The 16,697-nt window shown below is 28.3% G+C and carries 16 protein-coding genes; all 16 read left to right on the top strand.

Going from position 1 to position 16,697, the window contains the following annotated elements:
* Window positions 1-12: 12 nt before the first annotated feature.
* The 16 genes from TR13x_RS02175 to TR13x_RS02100 all read left to right on the top strand — a co-directional run bounded on the left by TR13x_RS02175 (window position 13) and on the right by TR13x_RS02100 (window position 16,644).
* Window positions 13-741, top strand: coding sequence for a polysaccharide deacetylase family protein (locus TR13x_RS02175; RefSeq protein ID WP_054870235.1), 729 nt, complete (start codon window positions 13-15; stop codon window positions 739-741).
* Window positions 742-816: 75 nt separating this feature from the next.
* On the top strand, window positions 817-2,082 hold the full coding sequence (locus tag TR13x_RS02170) for a pitrilysin family protein (protein ID WP_054870234.1): 1,266 nt from the start codon (window positions 817-819) through the stop codon (window positions 2,080-2,082).
* Between the two features lie 92 nt (window positions 2,083-2,174).
* On the top strand, window positions 2,175-2,606 hold the full coding sequence (gene dut / locus TR13x_RS02165; protein WP_054870233.1) for a dUTP diphosphatase: 432 nt from the start codon (window positions 2,175-2,177) through the stop codon (window positions 2,604-2,606).
* 70 nt (window positions 2,607-2,676) lie between these two features.
* Window positions 2,677-2,919 (top strand): YlmC/YmxH family sporulation protein, encoded by a 243-nt coding sequence (locus TR13x_RS02160; protein ID WP_054870232.1) that lies wholly within the window; start codon window positions 2,677-2,679, stop codon window positions 2,917-2,919.
* 90 nt (window positions 2,920-3,009) lie between these two features.
* Window positions 3,010-4,224 carry an aspartate kinase gene (gene dapG / locus TR13x_RS02155; protein WP_054870231.1) on the top strand — a complete coding sequence of 405 codons (1,215 nt, stop codon included), beginning with the start codon at window positions 3,010-3,012 and terminating at the stop codon, window positions 4,222-4,224.
* Between the two features lie 96 nt (window positions 4,225-4,320).
* A complete protein-coding gene (locus TR13x_RS02150) occupies window positions 4,321-5,085 on the top strand; it encodes a ClpP family protease (protein WP_304438585.1) in 765 nt (254 codons plus the stop codon).
* Between the two features lie 117 nt (window positions 5,086-5,202).
* Entirely contained in the window at window positions 5,203-6,030 is an 828-nt protein-coding gene (uppP, locus tag TR13x_RS02145) for an undecaprenyl-diphosphatase UppP (protein ID WP_054870230.1), read from the top strand.
* A 54-nt stretch (window positions 6,031-6,084) separates the two neighbouring features.
* A complete protein-coding gene (locus TR13x_RS02140) occupies window positions 6,085-8,358 on the top strand; it encodes a DNA translocase FtsK (RefSeq protein ID WP_082394749.1) in 2,274 nt (757 codons plus the stop codon).
* Window positions 8,359-8,388: 30 nt separating this feature from the next.
* Window positions 8,389-9,447 (top strand): tRNA 2-selenouridine(34) synthase MnmH, encoded by a 1,059-nt coding sequence (gene mnmH / locus TR13x_RS02135; protein WP_054870229.1) that lies wholly within the window; start codon window positions 8,389-8,391, stop codon window positions 9,445-9,447.
* A complete protein-coding gene (gene rimO / locus TR13x_RS02130) occupies window positions 9,444-10,796 on the top strand; it encodes a 30S ribosomal protein S12 methylthiotransferase RimO (protein ID WP_054870228.1) in 1,353 nt (450 codons plus the stop codon). Before mnmH ends, rimO begins: the two co-directional genes overlap by 4 nt.
* A complete protein-coding gene (gene pgsA / locus TR13x_RS02125) occupies window positions 10,780-11,325 on the top strand; it encodes a CDP-diacylglycerol--glycerol-3-phosphate 3-phosphatidyltransferase (protein ID WP_054870227.1) in 546 nt (181 codons plus the stop codon). The genes rimO and pgsA overlap by 17 nt, the downstream gene beginning before the upstream one ends.
* A gap of 158 nt (window positions 11,326-11,483) precedes the next feature.
* Window positions 11,484-12,527 (top strand): recombinase RecA, encoded by a 1,044-nt coding sequence (gene recA / locus TR13x_RS02120; protein WP_054870226.1) that lies wholly within the window; start codon window positions 11,484-11,486, stop codon window positions 12,525-12,527.
* A gap of 441 nt (window positions 12,528-12,968) precedes the next feature.
* Window positions 12,969-14,489 carry a ribonuclease Y gene (gene rny / locus TR13x_RS02115; protein ID WP_255351297.1) on the top strand — a complete coding sequence of 507 codons (1,521 nt, stop codon included), beginning with the start codon at window positions 12,969-12,971 and terminating at the stop codon, window positions 14,487-14,489.
* Window positions 14,490-14,655: 166 nt separating this feature from the next.
* Window positions 14,656-14,916, top strand: coding sequence for a stage V sporulation protein S (locus TR13x_RS02110; protein WP_035163586.1), 261 nt, complete (start codon window positions 14,656-14,658; stop codon window positions 14,914-14,916).
* A gap of 65 nt (window positions 14,917-14,981) precedes the next feature.
* Entirely contained in the window at window positions 14,982-15,350 is a 369-nt protein-coding gene (locus TR13x_RS02105) for a PadR family transcriptional regulator (RefSeq protein WP_054870224.1), read from the top strand.
* A 103-nt stretch (window positions 15,351-15,453) separates the two neighbouring features.
* On the top strand, window positions 15,454-16,644 hold the full coding sequence (locus tag TR13x_RS02100) for a pyridoxal phosphate-dependent aminotransferase (protein WP_054870223.1): 1,191 nt from the start codon (window positions 15,454-15,456) through the stop codon (window positions 16,642-16,644).
* The last annotated feature ends 53 nt before the right edge of the window (window positions 16,645-16,697 follow it).

Raw genomic sequence — 16,697 nt, 5'->3', positions numbered from 1 at the left:
AGGAGGAATTGTATGAAAATCTATTATATTAAATATGAAACAATTATAAGGTTTTTTATATTATTATTAATATTATTGATAATAGGTGTTTCTATTTTATTGTTTAAAACACTTTATGGTAATAGCAGAGAAACTTTTAATAATAATAATGATATTTTTTATAAAGGTAACATCAATGAAAAAGTTATTGCATTTGCTTGCAATGTAGATTGGGGTAATGAATATATTAAGCCAATGCTAAATATTTTTAATACATATAATGTAAAAATATCATTTTTTGTAACAGGGAGATGGGCAAAAAATAATAATGAATTACTTAGAGCAATATATTTAAATGGTCATGAAATAGGTAACCATGGATATTTACATAAAGATTATAGTAAATTGAATTACGAGTCTAATAGAAAACAAATACTTGAGGCTGAAAAAATTATCTACAAAGCTACTGGAGTAAAGCCTAAATATTTTGCTCCTCCATCAGGAGCATATAATAAGCATACAATAAGAGCAGCTAAAGATTTGAATTATAAAATAATAATGTGGAGCATAGACACGATTGATTGGCGAGATGACAGTACAAAAGAAAAGATAGTTAAAAGAGTTGTTAGTAAATCACATAATTCAGCCATAGTATTAATGCACCCTAAAAAAGAAACTATCAAGGCGCTACCAATAATTATAGAGTCATTAAAAAGAAAGGGGTATAAAATAGGTAGAGTAAGTGATGTTATAAAAAATTAGTGATATTATTGAAATAATTGATAAACTATTCTATAATAAACAAAGATAAGTAATAGTAAATTGTAGGAGGAAGAAATGCTTAATAAGATAGTATTAGAGAATGGTCTAAGGATAGTAATAGAAAATATACCTTATGTAAAGTCTGTTTCAATAGGGATTTGGATTGAGACTGGATCTAGATTTGAAGATCAGAATAATAATGGGATATCACATTTTATTGAACATATGTTGTTTAAGGGAACAGAAAATAGAACAGCTAAACAGATTGCAGAAAGCATAGATAGTGTAGGAGGACAATTAAATGCATTTACTAGCAAAGAATGTACTTGTTTTTATGCAAAAGTTTTAGATGAACATTTACCTTTAGCAGTTGATGTATTAGCTGATATGATTTTTAATTCAAAATTTAATGAAGAAGATATTATTAAAGAGAAGAATGTAGTACTTGAAGAAATTAATATGTATGAAGATTCACCTGAAGATTTAGTACATGATTTAATATGTCAGACTATGTTTGATGGACATCCTCTAGCATATCCAATTTTGGGCAATAGTAGTATTTTGAAGAGAATTGATAGAAAAGACATATTAAATTATTATAAACAATATTATACACCTAATAATACTGTTATATCTATAGCAGGCAATTTTAATACAAATGAAGTAATAAAATTAGTATCTAAATATTTTTCAAATTGGAATCCAGTAGATAAAAAAAAGAAAAGGCAGCATCCACCGATGTTTTATAGAAAAGTTATGGGAAAAAACAAAACCACTGAACAATTGCATCTTTGTCTTGGTATGAAGGGAGTGCCTCAAGGAACAAATGAAATGTATTATCTTATGGTATTGAACAATATTTTTGGTGGAAGTATGAGTTCAAGGCTATTTCAAAAAATTAGAGAAGAAAGGGGATTAACCTATTCTATATATTCATATCCATCATCTTATAAAGATACAGGTATGTTTACAATTTATGCAGGTTTAAATCCTAATTACGTGACTACTGTTTTACAATTGATAAAAGAAGAAATAAATAAAATAAAGAATGGTGGATTGAGTTCCGATGAAGTATATAAATCTAAAGAACAGTTAAAAGGGAATTATATTTTAGGTCTTGAAAGTACATCTAGTAGAATGTCTTCTATGGGTAAATCGGAACTTTTACATGGAAAAATGTATACGCCAAAAGAAATTTTAAAGATGATTGATAATGTGCATAAAGAAGATGTTGAAAGAATAGCAAAAGAAGTTTTAGATTTTAATAAACTTAATATTTCATTTGTAGGTGATGTAAATTGTCATCAAATTGAAAGTGATTTTAAAAAGATCTTTGACTAGATTACTAGTTGCTAGTAATCTTTATTTTTTAATAATTTTGAAGTGAATAATGGGTTAATTAAAGTTAAAATTATAAAAAAAGAGGTGTAAATATGATAGTAAAGATTGTTAATAAAAGCAGATTTCCAATTCCAAATTATAAAACTAAAGGAGCATCAGGAATTGATTTGTTTGCAAATATTGATAAGGATTTAGTACTTAAACCTATGGAAAGAGTATTAATACCAACAGGAATCTATTTATCAATACCTGAAGGATATGAGGGACAAATAAGAGCTAGAAGCGGTTTAGCTATAAAATATGGAATTGGGTTAGCTAATGGAATAGGGACTGTAGATAGCGATTATAGAGGAGAAATAAAAGTAATACTAATAAATTTTGGAGACAAAGAATTTGTGATAAAATCAGGGGATAGAATTGCGCAACTTGTTTTTGTAAAATATGAAAAAGCTGAATTTAATGAAGTAGAAGTATTAGATGATACTGAAAGAGGTAGTGGAGGTTTTGGACATACTGGTATTTAGTTAATATTTATGAATATTTACTTAAATAGTGCATAAGATTATAAAAATAAAAAGGATTAGGGGGATTTTTATGAGGTTAAGTAAATTAGGGGGAAAAGAGATTGTTAACTTAAATGATGGCGGTAGACTAGGCATGGTAGCTGATTCAGATTTAGTAATAGATGAAAAAACAGGCAAGATAGAATACTTAATTGTTCCAGATAATTCGTTACAATTAAATATTTTGAGAAATCGTACAGAAATTGAGATTCCATGGGAAGCAATTAGAAAAATTGGTAATGATATGATAATAATTGAATTTGATGAGGATTGATATCAACAATTTATTAGTAGATTCATATTATAAACTAAGTAAATTTTAAAGATTAATATAATATATTTAGTTTTTATTTGGGGTGAAATTATGAAGATCATAATTCAAAAATTTGGAGGCACTTCGGTTTCGACATTTGAAAATAGAGAGAAAGTAGTAAAAAAAATAATTGACAAATTTAATGAAGCGTACAACTTGGTTGTAGTAGTATCGGCAATGGGACGAAAAGGAGATCCGTATGCTACAGATTCACTTATAAGTCTTGTAGACAAACAAAATGTAAGCAAAAGAGATTTAGATTTATTAATGTCATGTGGTGAAGTGATATCGGCTATTGTTTTATCTGATCATATTAAAAGAAGAGGTTATGAGACTATTGTACTTACTGGACAACAAGCTGGGATAGTAACAGATTCAAACTTTGGTGAAGCAAATGTTATTTCAGTTAACCCTGAAAAAATTTTAAGACACCTTTCACAAAATAAAATTGTAATTGTAGCCGGATTTCAAGGAGCAGATGAAAATGGTGACATCACAACTCTAGGCAGAGGTGGTAGTGATACTACAGCCGTTATTTTAGGTGAAGCTTTAAAAAGTGAAGTTGTTGAAATATATACGGATGTCGATGGCATAATGACTGCTGATCCAAGAATTGTACCAGAAGCAAAATTAATTGAAAAAATATGTTATTCTGAAGTTTATCAACTTGCAGAGAATGGAGCAAAAGTAATTCATCCAAAAGCAGTTGAAATTGCTGAAAGAGCCAATTTAAAGGTTGTTGTAAAAAATACTTTAAACGAGTGCACAGGTACTTTAATTACTTATTCTGAAACTTATAATTATTCAATAGATAAAAATAAAAATAAAGATAATATTATAACTGCTATTACACATAAGGGTGAAAGAGTTCAAATTATTATTTATTCAGATGGTAATGAAGAAAAAATACAAAAGTTAATGAATGAAATTGCTAAAAATAATATAAGTCTTGATTTAATTAATTTATTACTAGATAGAAAAATATTTACTATAGATAAAAAGGATTTAGGTAAGTTAAAAAGAATACTAGATAGAAGTAACATTAGATATAATTTAATTGATAATTGTTGTAAATTAAGTATTATTGGTAATAAAATGAGTGGAGTACCTGGTGTAATGGCTAAAATTGTAAATGCATTATCTAATGAGGGAATAAACATATTGCAGACTTCTGATTCACATACGACTATTTGGTGTTTGATCAAAGAGAAAGACGCACATAAAGCAATTAAAGTTCTGCATAAGGAATTCAATTTAGGTAAGTAGACGTGATGTCTACTTTTTCTTTTTGTATATAAATAATTTTACAGTAAAAAATATTACTAGTAAGATTCTATAAATAAAATTGAAAGGAGATAAACCATGAATGGTAAAAATTTTTTAGAAAATTATTATAATGAATACAAGCTTAACAATAAAATAATTATGTCTACAACCGATACTGAAGAAAAAGAGAAAGAAGATAAAGACACAGGAATAACTAAAAACATTAAAGAGTTAGGTGTTCAAAGAAGTCCAGATTTACCAACTGATATACACATATTAAACATAATTGGTGAGATTGAAGGTCACGTAGTAGCACCTCCTCAAAAAAAAGCAACTAAATATGAACATATTATGCCTCAGTTAGTTAGTGTACAGCAGAATCCTGAAATAAAAGGACTTCTGATTATATTAAATACAGTAGGTGGTGATGTAGAGGCAGGACTGGCTATTGCAGAGATGATAAACAGTATAAGTAAACCTAAAGTATCTTTAGTTTTAGGGGGTAGTCATAGTATTGGAGTTCCTTTAGCTACATCAAGTGATTATTCATTTATAGTACCAACAGCAACAATGACTATACATCCAGTTAGGATGACAGGTCTTGTTATAGGAGTGCCACAAACGTTTAGGTATTTTCAAAAAATGCAACAAAGAATTATTGATTTTGTTTTAAGAACATCTAAAATTAATAGAGAAACTTTTTTAAGATTTATGTATGATACAGATGAGATTGCTAATGATGTAGGTACTATTTTAATTGGTGAAGAAGCAGTTAAATACGGTTTAATTGATGAAGTAGGAGGTTTAAATAAAGCGTTAAGCAAATTAAAATCTATGATTAGTGAATCTAGTAATAAGTAATAAGAATAGTATATATATATAAAATATGTTATAATTACTTGAGTAAAAGTGTTAAAGTGTTTATTCTAAACATTAACACTTTTTATATTTTTTTATACTTAAGAAGGGGGTCATAATATGTCTTTATTAAAAGCTATTTTTTTAGGAATATTCCAGGGTGTTACAGAATTTTTACCAATCAGTAGTTCAGGTCATTTAGTTTTATTACAAAAGCTTTTTGGTATTGATGAAGGAAATCTTTTTTTTACAGTGATGTTACATTTTGGGACATTAATATCGATTTTAATTGTATATTTTAAAGATATAGTTAGTATAATAGGTGAGTTTAACAAATTTATTGTTGAGTTATTAAAAGATAAGAAGATTGAAATAGATAATGAATATAGGAAATTAGGCATAATGATTATCATTGGCTCGATACCAACAGCATTGATGGGTATTTTATTAGAAAATATTTTTGAAAGTTTCTATAATACAACTATAATTATAGGTTTGGCTTTAATATTTACTGGAATATTACTTTGGATTGCTGAGAAAATAAAGTTAGGTAAAAAATCAATTCGTAAAATGACTGTTAAGGATGCTCTTGTAATAGGAACATTTCAAGGAATGGCTATAACTCCAGGTTTATCTAGGTCGGGTTCTACAATAGTAGGTGGTTTATTCATGGGATTAAATAAAAAAAATGCTACAAGATTTTCTTTTCTATTAGCATTACCAGCAACCTTTGGTGCATCTTTATTAGAGTTATCTAAAGCACTAAATACTAATTTTTCTGAAGTGAGTTTTTTAATAGTTATAGTTGGTATCTTTTCATCTTGTATAACAGGTATATTTTCGATAAAATTTTTAATCAGAGTATTAGAAAAGGGAAAATTATATTATTTTTCATATTATGTATGGTTTCTGGGCTTAATTGTTGTTTTACTTGAATTGATAAAATAGATATAGAAATAGAGGTTTATTATAAACTTTGTAGAATTATTCTATGAGGTGATTATGTTGATAAAAAAATCTAATAAAAAAAATAAGAAAACTAAAAATAAAAAAAATAGAAGCAACAAAAGTATTGATAGTATAAGTAAGGAAATTTTAGGAATTATAATAATAACAGTTTCTATATTAATATTTACAAGTTTATATAATTATTCAAATGGTTACTTCAATCAAATAATTAAAGACAAAATACTAGAATTAACAGGTATTGGTAGTGTTTTATCTCCTGTAATAATTTTAATTATAGGTATATTATTTCTCTTTAATAAATTTAATGATAGTCGCGTTAAAAAAATAATATATTTATTGATGTTATATTTATGTTTATTAACTTTATTTGAATTGAGAGCTTTTCCGTCAATAGAAAATATAAACTTAGTTGATAAGATAAAAATATCTATTGTTTCTGCTGGGAATATGTATGGTGGAGGACTATTAGGTGCTTTTTTTGCATTTATACTATTAAAATTATTTGGTTTATTGGGCTCATATATTGTATTGATATCTACAATATTAATCTTATTATCTCTTTTGATAAAAATTAGCTATATTAAAATACTAAAAAAGTGCTATTTATTACTTAAAAAATACTTTATAAAAATATTTAAAAATAATAAATATAGAGCTAATCTAAATGAAGAACAAAGAATAAATGTTATAGGGAATATTAAACAAGTGAATGCGAATGAAAAGAGGGATATATTAAATGATTATAGTGAAATAGATGAAATCGAAGAAAAAATAAAGATTTTAGATTTTACAAAAGAAATCGAAGAACAGCAGAACAATGAATCTGGATCTATGAAAAATGATGTTAATGATGATATTGATAGAGTAAAAGATAGGAGTACTAATGTTTTGGAAAATTTTAAATTACCAAGCATTGATTTGTTAGATAATGTTACGAAACACCAATTAAAAAATGATAAAGCACAAATAATTAATAATGTAAAAAAATTAGAGAAGACTTTATTAGATTTTGGTATTGAAGCGAAAGTTATACAAGTTAATAAGGGCCCAACGATTACTAGATTTGAATTGCAGCCTGCGCCTGGTGTTAAAGTGAGTAAAATTGTAAGTTTGGCTGATGATTTAGCGTTAAGTTTAGCATCTTCTGATATAAGGGTAGAAGCACCAATACCAGGTAAATCTGCAATAGGTATTGAAGTACCAAATAAAATAAAATCAGATGTTAAAATTAGAGAAGTATTGTTGTCAAAAGAATATATGAATATAGAGACAAAAATTCCTTTTGCATTAGGTCAAGATATTACTGGTAACCCTATAGTAGCAAACTTGGAAAAGATGCCGCATTTGCTTATAGCTGGTGCTACAGGATCTGGTAAAAGTGTTTGTATAAACACTTTGATAGTTAGTATACTTTATAAATCTAGACCTGATGAAGTGAAATTATTATTGATTGACCCTAAAGTGGTTGAATTGAGTGTATATAATGGAATACCGCACTTATTAATACCTGTTGTTACTGATCCTAAGAAAGCTTCATCTGCGTTAAATTGGGCTGTAAATGAAATGACAAGAAGATATAAACTGTTTTCTAAAATAGGGGTTAGAGATTTACATAGCTATAATAAAAAACTTGATAATGAACAAGTAGAAAAGAAATTACCGCAAATTGTAGTAATAATTGATGAGTTAGCTGATTTAATGATGGTTGCACCAAACGAAGTAGAAGAAAGTATATGCAGATTAGCGCAAATGGCAAGAGCTGCTGGTATCCATTTAATAATAGCGACTCAGAGACCATCTGTTGATGTTATAACAGGTACTATAAAAGCGAATATACCTTCAAGGATATCATTTGCTGTATCATCACAAGCTGATTCAAGAACGATATTAGATATGAATGGTGCTGAAAAACTTCTAGGTAAAGGAGATATGCTATATTATCCAGTAGGCGCTTCAAAACCAATAAGAGTTCAGGGAGCTTATATAAGTGATAAAGAAGTAGAAAAGATTGTTGCCTATTTAAAAAAATATAATATCGAAGAAAATTATGAGAATGAGTTGCTAGAAAGTGTTAATAATAAAATTGAGAAAAATAATGATACTGTAGATGAATTATTACAGAAAGCTATTGAATTAGTTATAGAACATGGACAGGCTTCTATATCATTATTACAAAGAAAATTCAGAATTGGATATTCCAGAGCGGCTAGGCTCATTGATGAAATGGAGGAAAGAGGTATAATTGGTGGATATGAAGGGAGTAAACCGAGGAAAGTATTAGTAACAAAAGAGGATTTAAATGAGTAGTTTATAATATTTAAATAAGAGGTGTTACTAATGATAAATGTAGTAAAGATAGAGGATGTTATTGATAAAGATGGTATAGTTTATATAGATGTAAGAAGTCCAAGAGAATATGAAATTGATACAATTCCTGAAGCTATTAATTTACCTATACTAACTGATGAAGAGCGTGAAGAAATAGGGTACATTTATAAACAAGTTGATGTTGAAAAGGCAAAAGCTTTAGGTCTTGAATATGCATCAAAGAAATTAGTTAAATTTTATTCTATAGCTAATAAGATAAAAGGAGAAGGGAAAAAAATTGCATTATTTTGTTACAGAGGAGGAATGCGAAGTAATTCTGTAGCAAAAGTTTTAGATGCAATGGGATTGGATGTCATTCTAATTGAAGGTGGTTATAAGAGCTATAGGCAATATGTTTTGAGAACATTACAGTCGTACAAAAATAAAATCAAGTTTATTGTTTTACATGGTTATACAGGAACTGGAAAAACAAAACTATTATCATTATTAGAAAAACAAGGAGAACCTGTTTTGAATTTGGAGTATTTAGCTAGAAATAGTGGTTCTGTTTTTGGTAATATATATTTTAGAGAGGAATCAAGTACTCAAAAAAAATTTGATTCAATGTTATTAAAAAAATTAAAAGAGGTAAATAAAAGTTATATGTTTGTTGAAAGTGAAAGTAAAAGAATTGGGAAAATTATTATTCAGGATTTTCTTTATAATGATATTACTAATGGTTATCATATTCTATTAAAAACTAGTATAGATAATAGAGTCAAAAATATAATTGATGAATATGTTAATATAAAAAATTATAACGAAGAATTAATAATAGATTCGATTAATAAACTAAAAAAAAGATTAGGAAGTAACAAGGTTGAAGAGTTGATAAAACAGGTTAAAATACAGAATTTTGATTATGTAGTAAAAGAATTGATGATTGAATATTATGATCCATTATATGAGTATTCAATTGATAAAATAAAACATTTTGATAAAATAATAGAATATAGAAATATATCAGAAGCAGTAAATGAACTTATAGATTTTGCTAAAAATACAGTATTGAAAGGAGAGCCTATATGAATACAAAAGTATCATTAGTAACTTTAGGATGTTCAAAAAATTTAGTTGATTCTGAGATAATGCTAGGTATTATAAAAGAAAATGGCTATTTATTAACACAAGATTTAGATAAAGCAGACATTATAGTAATTAATACATGTGGTTTTATTAAAGATGCTAAGGAAGAATCAATAGATACAATAATAGAACTAGGAGAGTACAAAAAGATAGGAAACTGTAAAAAGTTAATTGTAACAGGTTGTTTAGCTGAAAGATACAAAGAAGAGATTCTTGAAGAATTACCAGAAGTAGATGCAGTTATTGGTACAGGAAATTTGAAAGATATAGTAAATATAATAAAAGAAATTGAAAAAGGTGAGAGAACTTTAAAGGCTGGTGAGATAAATAATTTTGATTATGATATTTTACCTAGATTCATAGGTTCATCTAATCCTACTGCTTATGTAAAGATTGCTGAAGGGTGTAATAATTTTTGTACTTATTGTATTATACCTAAAATTAGAGGTAGATATAGGAGTAGACCTATAGAAAAAATTGTTGCAGAAGTTGAAAAATTAGTTGAAGTTGGGAAAAAAGAAATAATTTTAATAGCGCAAGATACTACAAAATATGGGATAGACTTATATAATGAAGTTAAATTACCGAAACTGTTAGATGAATTAAATAAAATAAAAGGATTAGAATGGATTAGATTACAGTACTTATATCCAGATGATTTTACCGATGAACTTATTGATAGTATAAAAGAGAATGAAAAAGTAGTTAAATATGTAGATATACCGATTCAACACGTAAATAATAGAATTTTGAAAAGAATGAATAGAAAGACAACAAAGAAGAGTATAGTAAATTTAATAAATAAACTTAGGAATAGAATACCTAATATTGTTATTAGAACTACATTAATTGTAGGATTTCCAGGTGAGACTGAGGAGGAGTTTAATGAATTATGTGAATTTGTAAAGGACATGAAGTTTGATAGATTGGGCGTTTTTGCATATTCAAAAGAAGAGGGTACACCAGCTGCTAGTTTTAAAGGGCAAGTTGATGAGTCAATAAAGGAAGAAAGAAAATCTATTATTATGGAAATACAAAAACAGATATCATTTGAAAAGAATAGAGAAAGAATAGGGGATATTTATAAAATTTTAATAGAAGAAGAGATTGAAAAAACAGAAAATAGTTTGGTATATCTAGGAAGAAGTTATATGGATAGTCCAGAAATTGATGGACTTGTTTATGTACACAGTAAACATTATTTAACTTTAGGTAGTTTTGTGAATGTAAGAATATTTGATTGTTTAGAATATGATTTAATAGGAGAGATTGATTATGAATTTAGCAAATAAGTTAACTATAATAAGAATATTTTTAGTACCGGTTTTTATGTTTTTTCTATTAGTCAAAATACCTTATGGTGAATATATAGCAGCGTTTATATTTATACTAGCTGCTCTTACAGATAGTTTAGATGGATACATAGCGAGAAAGAGAAATCAAATAACTAAGTTTGGTAAATTCATGGATCCTTTAGCTGATAAATTATTAGTATCGGCTGCATTAATATCGTTAATTGAAAAAGGAAAATTATCAGCTTGGGTCGTAATACTTATTATAGCAAGAGAGTTTGCAATTACAGGTTTAAGAGTATTAGCTGCTTCAGAAGGTATTACTATTGCAGCGAGTTGGTGGGGCAAAATTAAAACAATATCACAAATAGTAGCTATAATAACTTTGTTATTGGACAATTATCCTTTTAGATTAATACATATACCGTTTGACAAGATATCTGTTACTTTGGCTGTTATTTTTACATTAATTTCAGGATTTGATTATCTTTATAAAAATAAAAACGTTTATTTGGCTGGTAATAAATAGTTTAAAAAGATATCAGATTTTTATTAATCTGATATCTTTTTAAAATTTGAGTAAAAACAAAAAATAAGATTGACTGTGTATCAAAATTGTTATATAATTACAATAGAACATAAGTTCGAATAATGAAAGGTAGGTGAACCAGAGTTATCTGGGAGAATATGTTAGAAAAGAAAAAAGCTTTAGAAATGGCTATAAGTCAGATTGAAAAACAATTTGGTAAAGGTTCGATTATGAAATTAGGTGAAGATTCTAAACTTAATGTTGAAGCGATTTCTACTGGGGCATTAAGTTTAGATATTGCTCTAGGTATAGGTGGCTTACCAAGAGGTAGAATTGTAGAGATCTATGGGCCAGAATCTTCTGGTAAAACAACAGTAGCTCTTCATGTAATAGCAGAGGCTCAAAAACAAGGTGGTTCTGCTGCATTTATTGATGCTGAACATGCATTAGATCCAAGTTATGCTAAAAGACTTGGAGTTGATATCGATAATCTCATTGTGTCACAACCTGACACTGGTGAACAAGCTTTAGAGATTGCAGAAGCGTTAGTAAGAAGTGGAGCAATAGATGTAATTGTAATAGACTCAGTTGCAGCTTTAGTCCCTAAAGCAGAAATAGAAGGAGAAATGGGAGATAGTCACGTAGGTTTACAAGCTAGACTTATGTCGCAAGCTTTAAGGAAACTAGCTGGTGCAATAAAAAAATCTAACACAATAGCTATATTTATTAATCAATTGAGAGAAAAAGTTGGTATAATGTTTGGTAATCCTGAAACTACACCGGGTGGACGAGCTTTGAAGTTTTATGCTTCAGTTAGATTAGATGTAAGAAAAGTTGAAACTTTAAAACAAAGTGATGAGATGATAGGAAATAGAACGAAAGTAAAGGTAGTGAAGAATAAAGTTGCACCACCTTTTAAGATTGCAGAATTTGATATAATGTATGGTACAGGTATTTCTAAAGAAGGTAATTTATTAGATGTTGGTGTATCTGATGGAATTATTAATAAATCAGGGTCTTGGTATAGTTATGGAGAATATAGGCTTGGACAAGGAAGAGAAAATGCAAAAGCATTCTTAAGAGAAAATATAAAAATAGCTCAAGAAATCGAAGAAAAAATAAGAATTAAGTATGGATTAAGTATAAAAGAAAAACAAATAAATAATAAAGATGAAGAAAAAAATGTAAAAAACAAGAAATAAACAGTCTCTTTAGTGAGGCTGTTTATTTCTTGTTGCAATCTTGATTGGTATATTTAAAATAGATTTTTAAAGTAATAATTAAGAATAATTTTGTTCTATAATGTTACTGAAGTAATGAATTGGAAATAACTTGACATAAGCTATAAAAAGTAATAAAATAAAAACGGAAAATGGTAATGGTTTGTTGTTACTTTTAATTAAAAGAAAAGACAGGTAACAACTCATAAGCCGAGTTTACTCGGTTTATATTTTATATTTATATTTTGATATATATGGAATTAAATTGATTTTAGATTTTAACTATTGACTAAAAAGTCGGAGTTAAAACTATTAATCAAGAAGTTTTATTATTTTTGCTTATGTTTTGTAAGGTTATGTTTTATGAGATAACGTAACTTGAAAAGAAAATAGTAGAGGAGGTGCTTTATTATTGTAGAAATATTGATAGCAATAACAGGTGTTGGAGTTGGAACCGTAACTGGTTATTTAATTAGAAAAGGGATTGCAGAAGGTAAAATTAAAAGTGCTGAGGAAGCTGCAAAGAGAATAATTGAAGAAGCTAAAAAGCAAGCTGAAACCAATAAAAAAGAACTTTTGTTAGAAGCGAAAGAAGAAATCCACAGAATGCGAAATGAAATTGAAAGAGAGAACAGAGAAAGAAGAAGCGAATTGCAAAAACTTGAAAGGCGATTGGTCTATAAAGAAGAGATGTTAGACAAAAAAAGCGAAATATTGCAGCATAAAGAGGAATCTTTAGCAAAGAAAATAAAAGAGCTAGAAGAAAAGGAAACATCTATTGATGAGTTATACCAGAAGCAAATTGAGGAATTGGAGAGACTATCAGGTTTAACTTCTGAAGAAGCAAGGGAGATTTTGTTAGGGGATATTAAAAAAGAAATAACACATGAAGCTGCAGTCATGATCAAAGAAATAGAAAGTAAAGCAAAGGAAGAAGCTGATAAAAAAGCTAGAGAAATTATTTCTTATGCAATACAAAAATGTGCAGCAGATCATGTAGCTGAAACAACAGTTACTGTTGTTTCGCTGCCAAATGATGAGATGAAAGGTAGAATTATAGGTAGAGAAGGTAGAAATATTAGAACTTTAGAGACTTTAACCGGTATTGACCTTATAATAGATGATACACCAGAAGCTGTAATACTTTCAGGTTTTGATCCAATTAGAAGAGAAATTGCTAGAATAGCGTTAGAAAAGTTGATAGTTGATGGTAGAATACACCCAGCTAGAATAGAGGAAATGGTTGAAAAAGCAAGAAGAGAAGTAGAAGCTCATATACGTGAAGAAGGTGAACAAGCAGCTTTTGATTGTGGAGTACACGGCTTACATTCAGAGTTAATAAGGCTACTAGGTAGGCTAAAATTTAGAACAAGCTATGGTCAGAATGTATTGAAACATTCTATAGAAGTATCACATCTGGCAGGACTAATGGCAGCTGAATTAGGTGCAGATGTAAAGATAGCAAAACGAGCAGGTTTATTACATGATATAGGAAAAGCAGTTGATCATGAAATGGAAGGACCTCATGTTACTATAGGTGCGGACTTAGCAAGAAAATATAGAGAGTCTAAAGAAATAGTACATGCAATAGCAGCTCATCATGGGGATATTGAACCACAAACTATAGAAGCTGTATTGGTGCAAGCTGCAGATGCTATTTCGGCAGCTAGACCAGGAGCAAGAAGAGAAACTTTAGAAGCCTATATTAAGAGATTAGAAAAGTTAGAAGAAATTGCAAATTCTTTTGAAGGTGTTGAAAAATCATACGCAATACAGGCTGGTAGAGAAATACGCGTTATGGTAAAACCAGAAGAAATATTTGATAATGATATAGCACTTATTGCAAGAGAAATTGTTAAAAGAATTGAAAGTGAACTAGAATATCCGGGACAAATTAAAGTTAATGTAATTAGAGAAACAAGAGCTATTGAGTATGCAAAATAGAGAGAAGAATTATCTTCTCTTTATTTTATAGTATATCATTTCAAATAAATCAAAAAATTTAAAATTTTTCTTTGGAAAAAGAGGATTTTTCTGTTATTTGTAGAATAAATGTAATGTAGTGTAATAATAAAATTATAAATTATAAATACAAAAGGGGGCTTTATAAATGGATGTATTAAAAGTGTCAGCAAAGTCAAATCCAAATTCTGTTGCAGGAGCATTAGCAGGCGTATTGCGTGAAAAAGGTTCTGCAGAAATTCAAGCTATAGGTGCTGGGGCACTTAATCAAGCAGTTAAGGCAGTAGCAATAGCTAGAGGATTTGTTGCTCCTAGTGGTGTAGATTTAGTGTGTATACCAGCTTTTACTGACATTGAGATTGATGGGGAAGAGAGAACAGCAATTAAATTAATTGTACAACCTAGATAAGTTTGGAAAAACCTGCATTAATGCAGGTTTTTTATTTGATATTATATTTTTAAGGGGCGATTAAAATGAAAGGTCAAAGAAATAGACAATTTCCTTCAAAGATAAGTACTACATCTTTTGTAAAGTTATATATACTACACTTATTAAGAGAGAAAAGTTATTATGGAAATGAAATAATTGAAGAAATAAAGTGTAGGTTAAACTTTAAATGGGAGCCAAGTCCAGGTATGGTATATCCTTTATTAAGAGAGTTAGAGGAAAATGGTTATATTACAGGTTGGTGGATAGAACCAGATAAAAGGTCTATAAGAAAATACAGGATTACAAACGAGGGATTTGAACATTATAAAAAAATAAAACTGTTATATGAGAGTATATTTATGGATTCTTTGGAGATTATTAAATGTATATTAAAAGACATATATAAGAAATAGTATTAATTTTTATTAATATTTTGAAAGAATGAAGGATAATAAAATAGAAATGTAGAAAGAACTTAATTGTTTGACATAAATTATTTATGGAGGGGTAAAAGGTATGAACTTTAAACTATCAGAAAAGGCTTTAAATATATCAACATCTATAACGTTAGAAATAACAGCTAAAGCAAAAGAAATGAAAGAAAAAGGTATAGAAGTTATAAGTTTTGGTGCTGGTGAACCTGATTTTGATACACCTAAAAACATACAAGAATCTGCGATTGAAGCAATTAGGGAAGGTAATACTCGTTATACTGCTGCATCTGGTATTTTAGAGCTAAGAAAAGCTATTTGTAAAAAATTAAAAAAAGATAATAATATAGAATACAGTCCTCAAAATATAGTTGTGTCAAATGGAGCTAAACATTCAATTTTTAACGTTTTAGCTGCTATCCTTAATCAAGGAGAAGAAGTAATAATGCCTGTACCTTATTGGGTAAGCTATCCTGAAATGGTCAAATTGGCAGGAGGCAAACCTATATTAGTAGAAACTAAAGAAGAAAATGGTTTTAAATATAATATAAATGACTTAAGAAAATCAATAACGAATAGGACAAAAGCTATAATTATAAACTCTCCTAGTAATCCAACGGGAGCTGTTTATAGTAAAGAGGAACTAGAACAGATAGCAGAAATAGCAATAGAAAATAATATTTTTGTAATATCTGACGAAATTTATGAAAAACTAATTTATGATGGCGAAAAGCACATAAGTATAGCTTCGTTAAATAAAGATATTAAAGATTTAACTATTATAATTAATGGCATGTCAAAAGCGTATGCTATGACTGGATGGAGAATAGGGTTTGCAGCTGCACATGAAGTAATTATTAAAGTTATAACGAGGATTCAGAGTCACACAACCTCAAATCCTTGTACTATATCTCAATATGCTAGTTTGGAAGGTCTAGAGGGAGATCAAAAAACTATTGAATATATGAGGAAAGAATTTGAAGAAAGAAGAAATTATATGGTTAAAAGGATAAATACTATTAATGGATTAACTTGTAAAAAACCTTTAGGGGCATTTTATGTTATGGCTAATATTACTCAAATTAAAGGTAAGCAGATTAAAGGTCAAAAAATTAATAATTCATTAGATTTTGCTAATTTATTATTGAGTGAGGCAAAGGTTGCTGTTGTGCCTGGTATTGCTTTTGGTGCAGATGATTATATAAGATTGTCATATGCAACTTCTATGCAAAATATTATGAAAGGTTTAGATAGAATTGAAACCTTGTTAAAATAGAAGATATGTGGAATTGCCACGTATCTTTTTTATAATCCAAAAAATGATATGAA

It is taken from the genome of Caloranaerobacter sp. TR13, assembly GCF_001316435.1.
In the GTDB taxonomy this organism is placed as follows: domain Bacteria; phylum Bacillota; class Clostridia; order Tissierellales; family Thermohalobacteraceae; genus Caloranaerobacter.
Note: the sequence above shows the minus strand (reverse complement) of the source record. Positions and strands in the feature narration are given on the sequence as shown.

Bases quoted from the DNA above. Each gene is read 5' to 3' on its own strand.
- TR13x_RS02175 (WP_054870235.1), top strand. From the start codon at position 13: ATGAAAATCTATTATATTAAATATGAAACAATTATAAGGTTTTTTATA.
- TR13x_RS02150 (WP_304438585.1), top strand. From the start codon at position 4,321: ATGAATGGTAAAAATTTTTTAGAAAATTATTATAATGAATACAAGCTT.
- rimO (WP_054870228.1), top strand. From the start codon at position 9,444: ATGAATACAAAAGTATCATTAGTAACTTTAGGATGTTCAAAAAATTTA.
- uppP (WP_054870230.1), top strand. From the start codon at position 5,203: ATGTCTTTATTAAAAGCTATTTTTTTAGGAATATTCCAGGGTGTTACA.
- pgsA (WP_054870227.1), top strand. From the start codon at position 10,780: ATGAATTTAGCAAATAAGTTAACTATAATAAGAATATTTTTAGTACCG.
- dut (WP_054870233.1), top strand. From the start codon at position 2,175: ATGATAGTAAAGATTGTTAATAAAAGCAGATTTCCAATTCCAAATTAT.
- TR13x_RS02140 (WP_082394749.1), top strand. From the start codon at position 6,085: ATGTTGATAAAAAAATCTAATAAAAAAAATAAGAAAACTAAAAATAAA.
- TR13x_RS02110 (WP_035163586.1), top strand. From the start codon at position 14,656: ATGGATGTATTAAAAGTGTCAGCAAAGTCAAATCCAAATTCTGTTGCA.
- dapG (WP_054870231.1), top strand. From the start codon at position 3,010: ATGAAGATCATAATTCAAAAATTTGGAGGCACTTCGGTTTCGACATTT.
- recA (WP_054870226.1), top strand. From the start codon at position 11,484: ATGTTAGAAAAGAAAAAAGCTTTAGAAATGGCTATAAGTCAGATTGAA.
- TR13x_RS02100 (WP_054870223.1), top strand. From the start codon at position 15,454: ATGAACTTTAAACTATCAGAAAAGGCTTTAAATATATCAACATCTATA.
- TR13x_RS02170 (WP_054870234.1), top strand. From the start codon at position 817: ATGCTTAATAAGATAGTATTAGAGAATGGTCTAAGGATAGTAATAGAA.
- TR13x_RS02160 (WP_054870232.1), top strand. From the start codon at position 2,677: ATGAGGTTAAGTAAATTAGGGGGAAAAGAGATTGTTAACTTAAATGAT.
- TR13x_RS02105 (WP_054870224.1), top strand. From the start codon at position 14,982: ATGAAAGGTCAAAGAAATAGACAATTTCCTTCAAAGATAAGTACTACA.
- mnmH (WP_054870229.1), top strand. From the start codon at position 8,389: ATGATAAATGTAGTAAAGATAGAGGATGTTATTGATAAAGATGGTATA.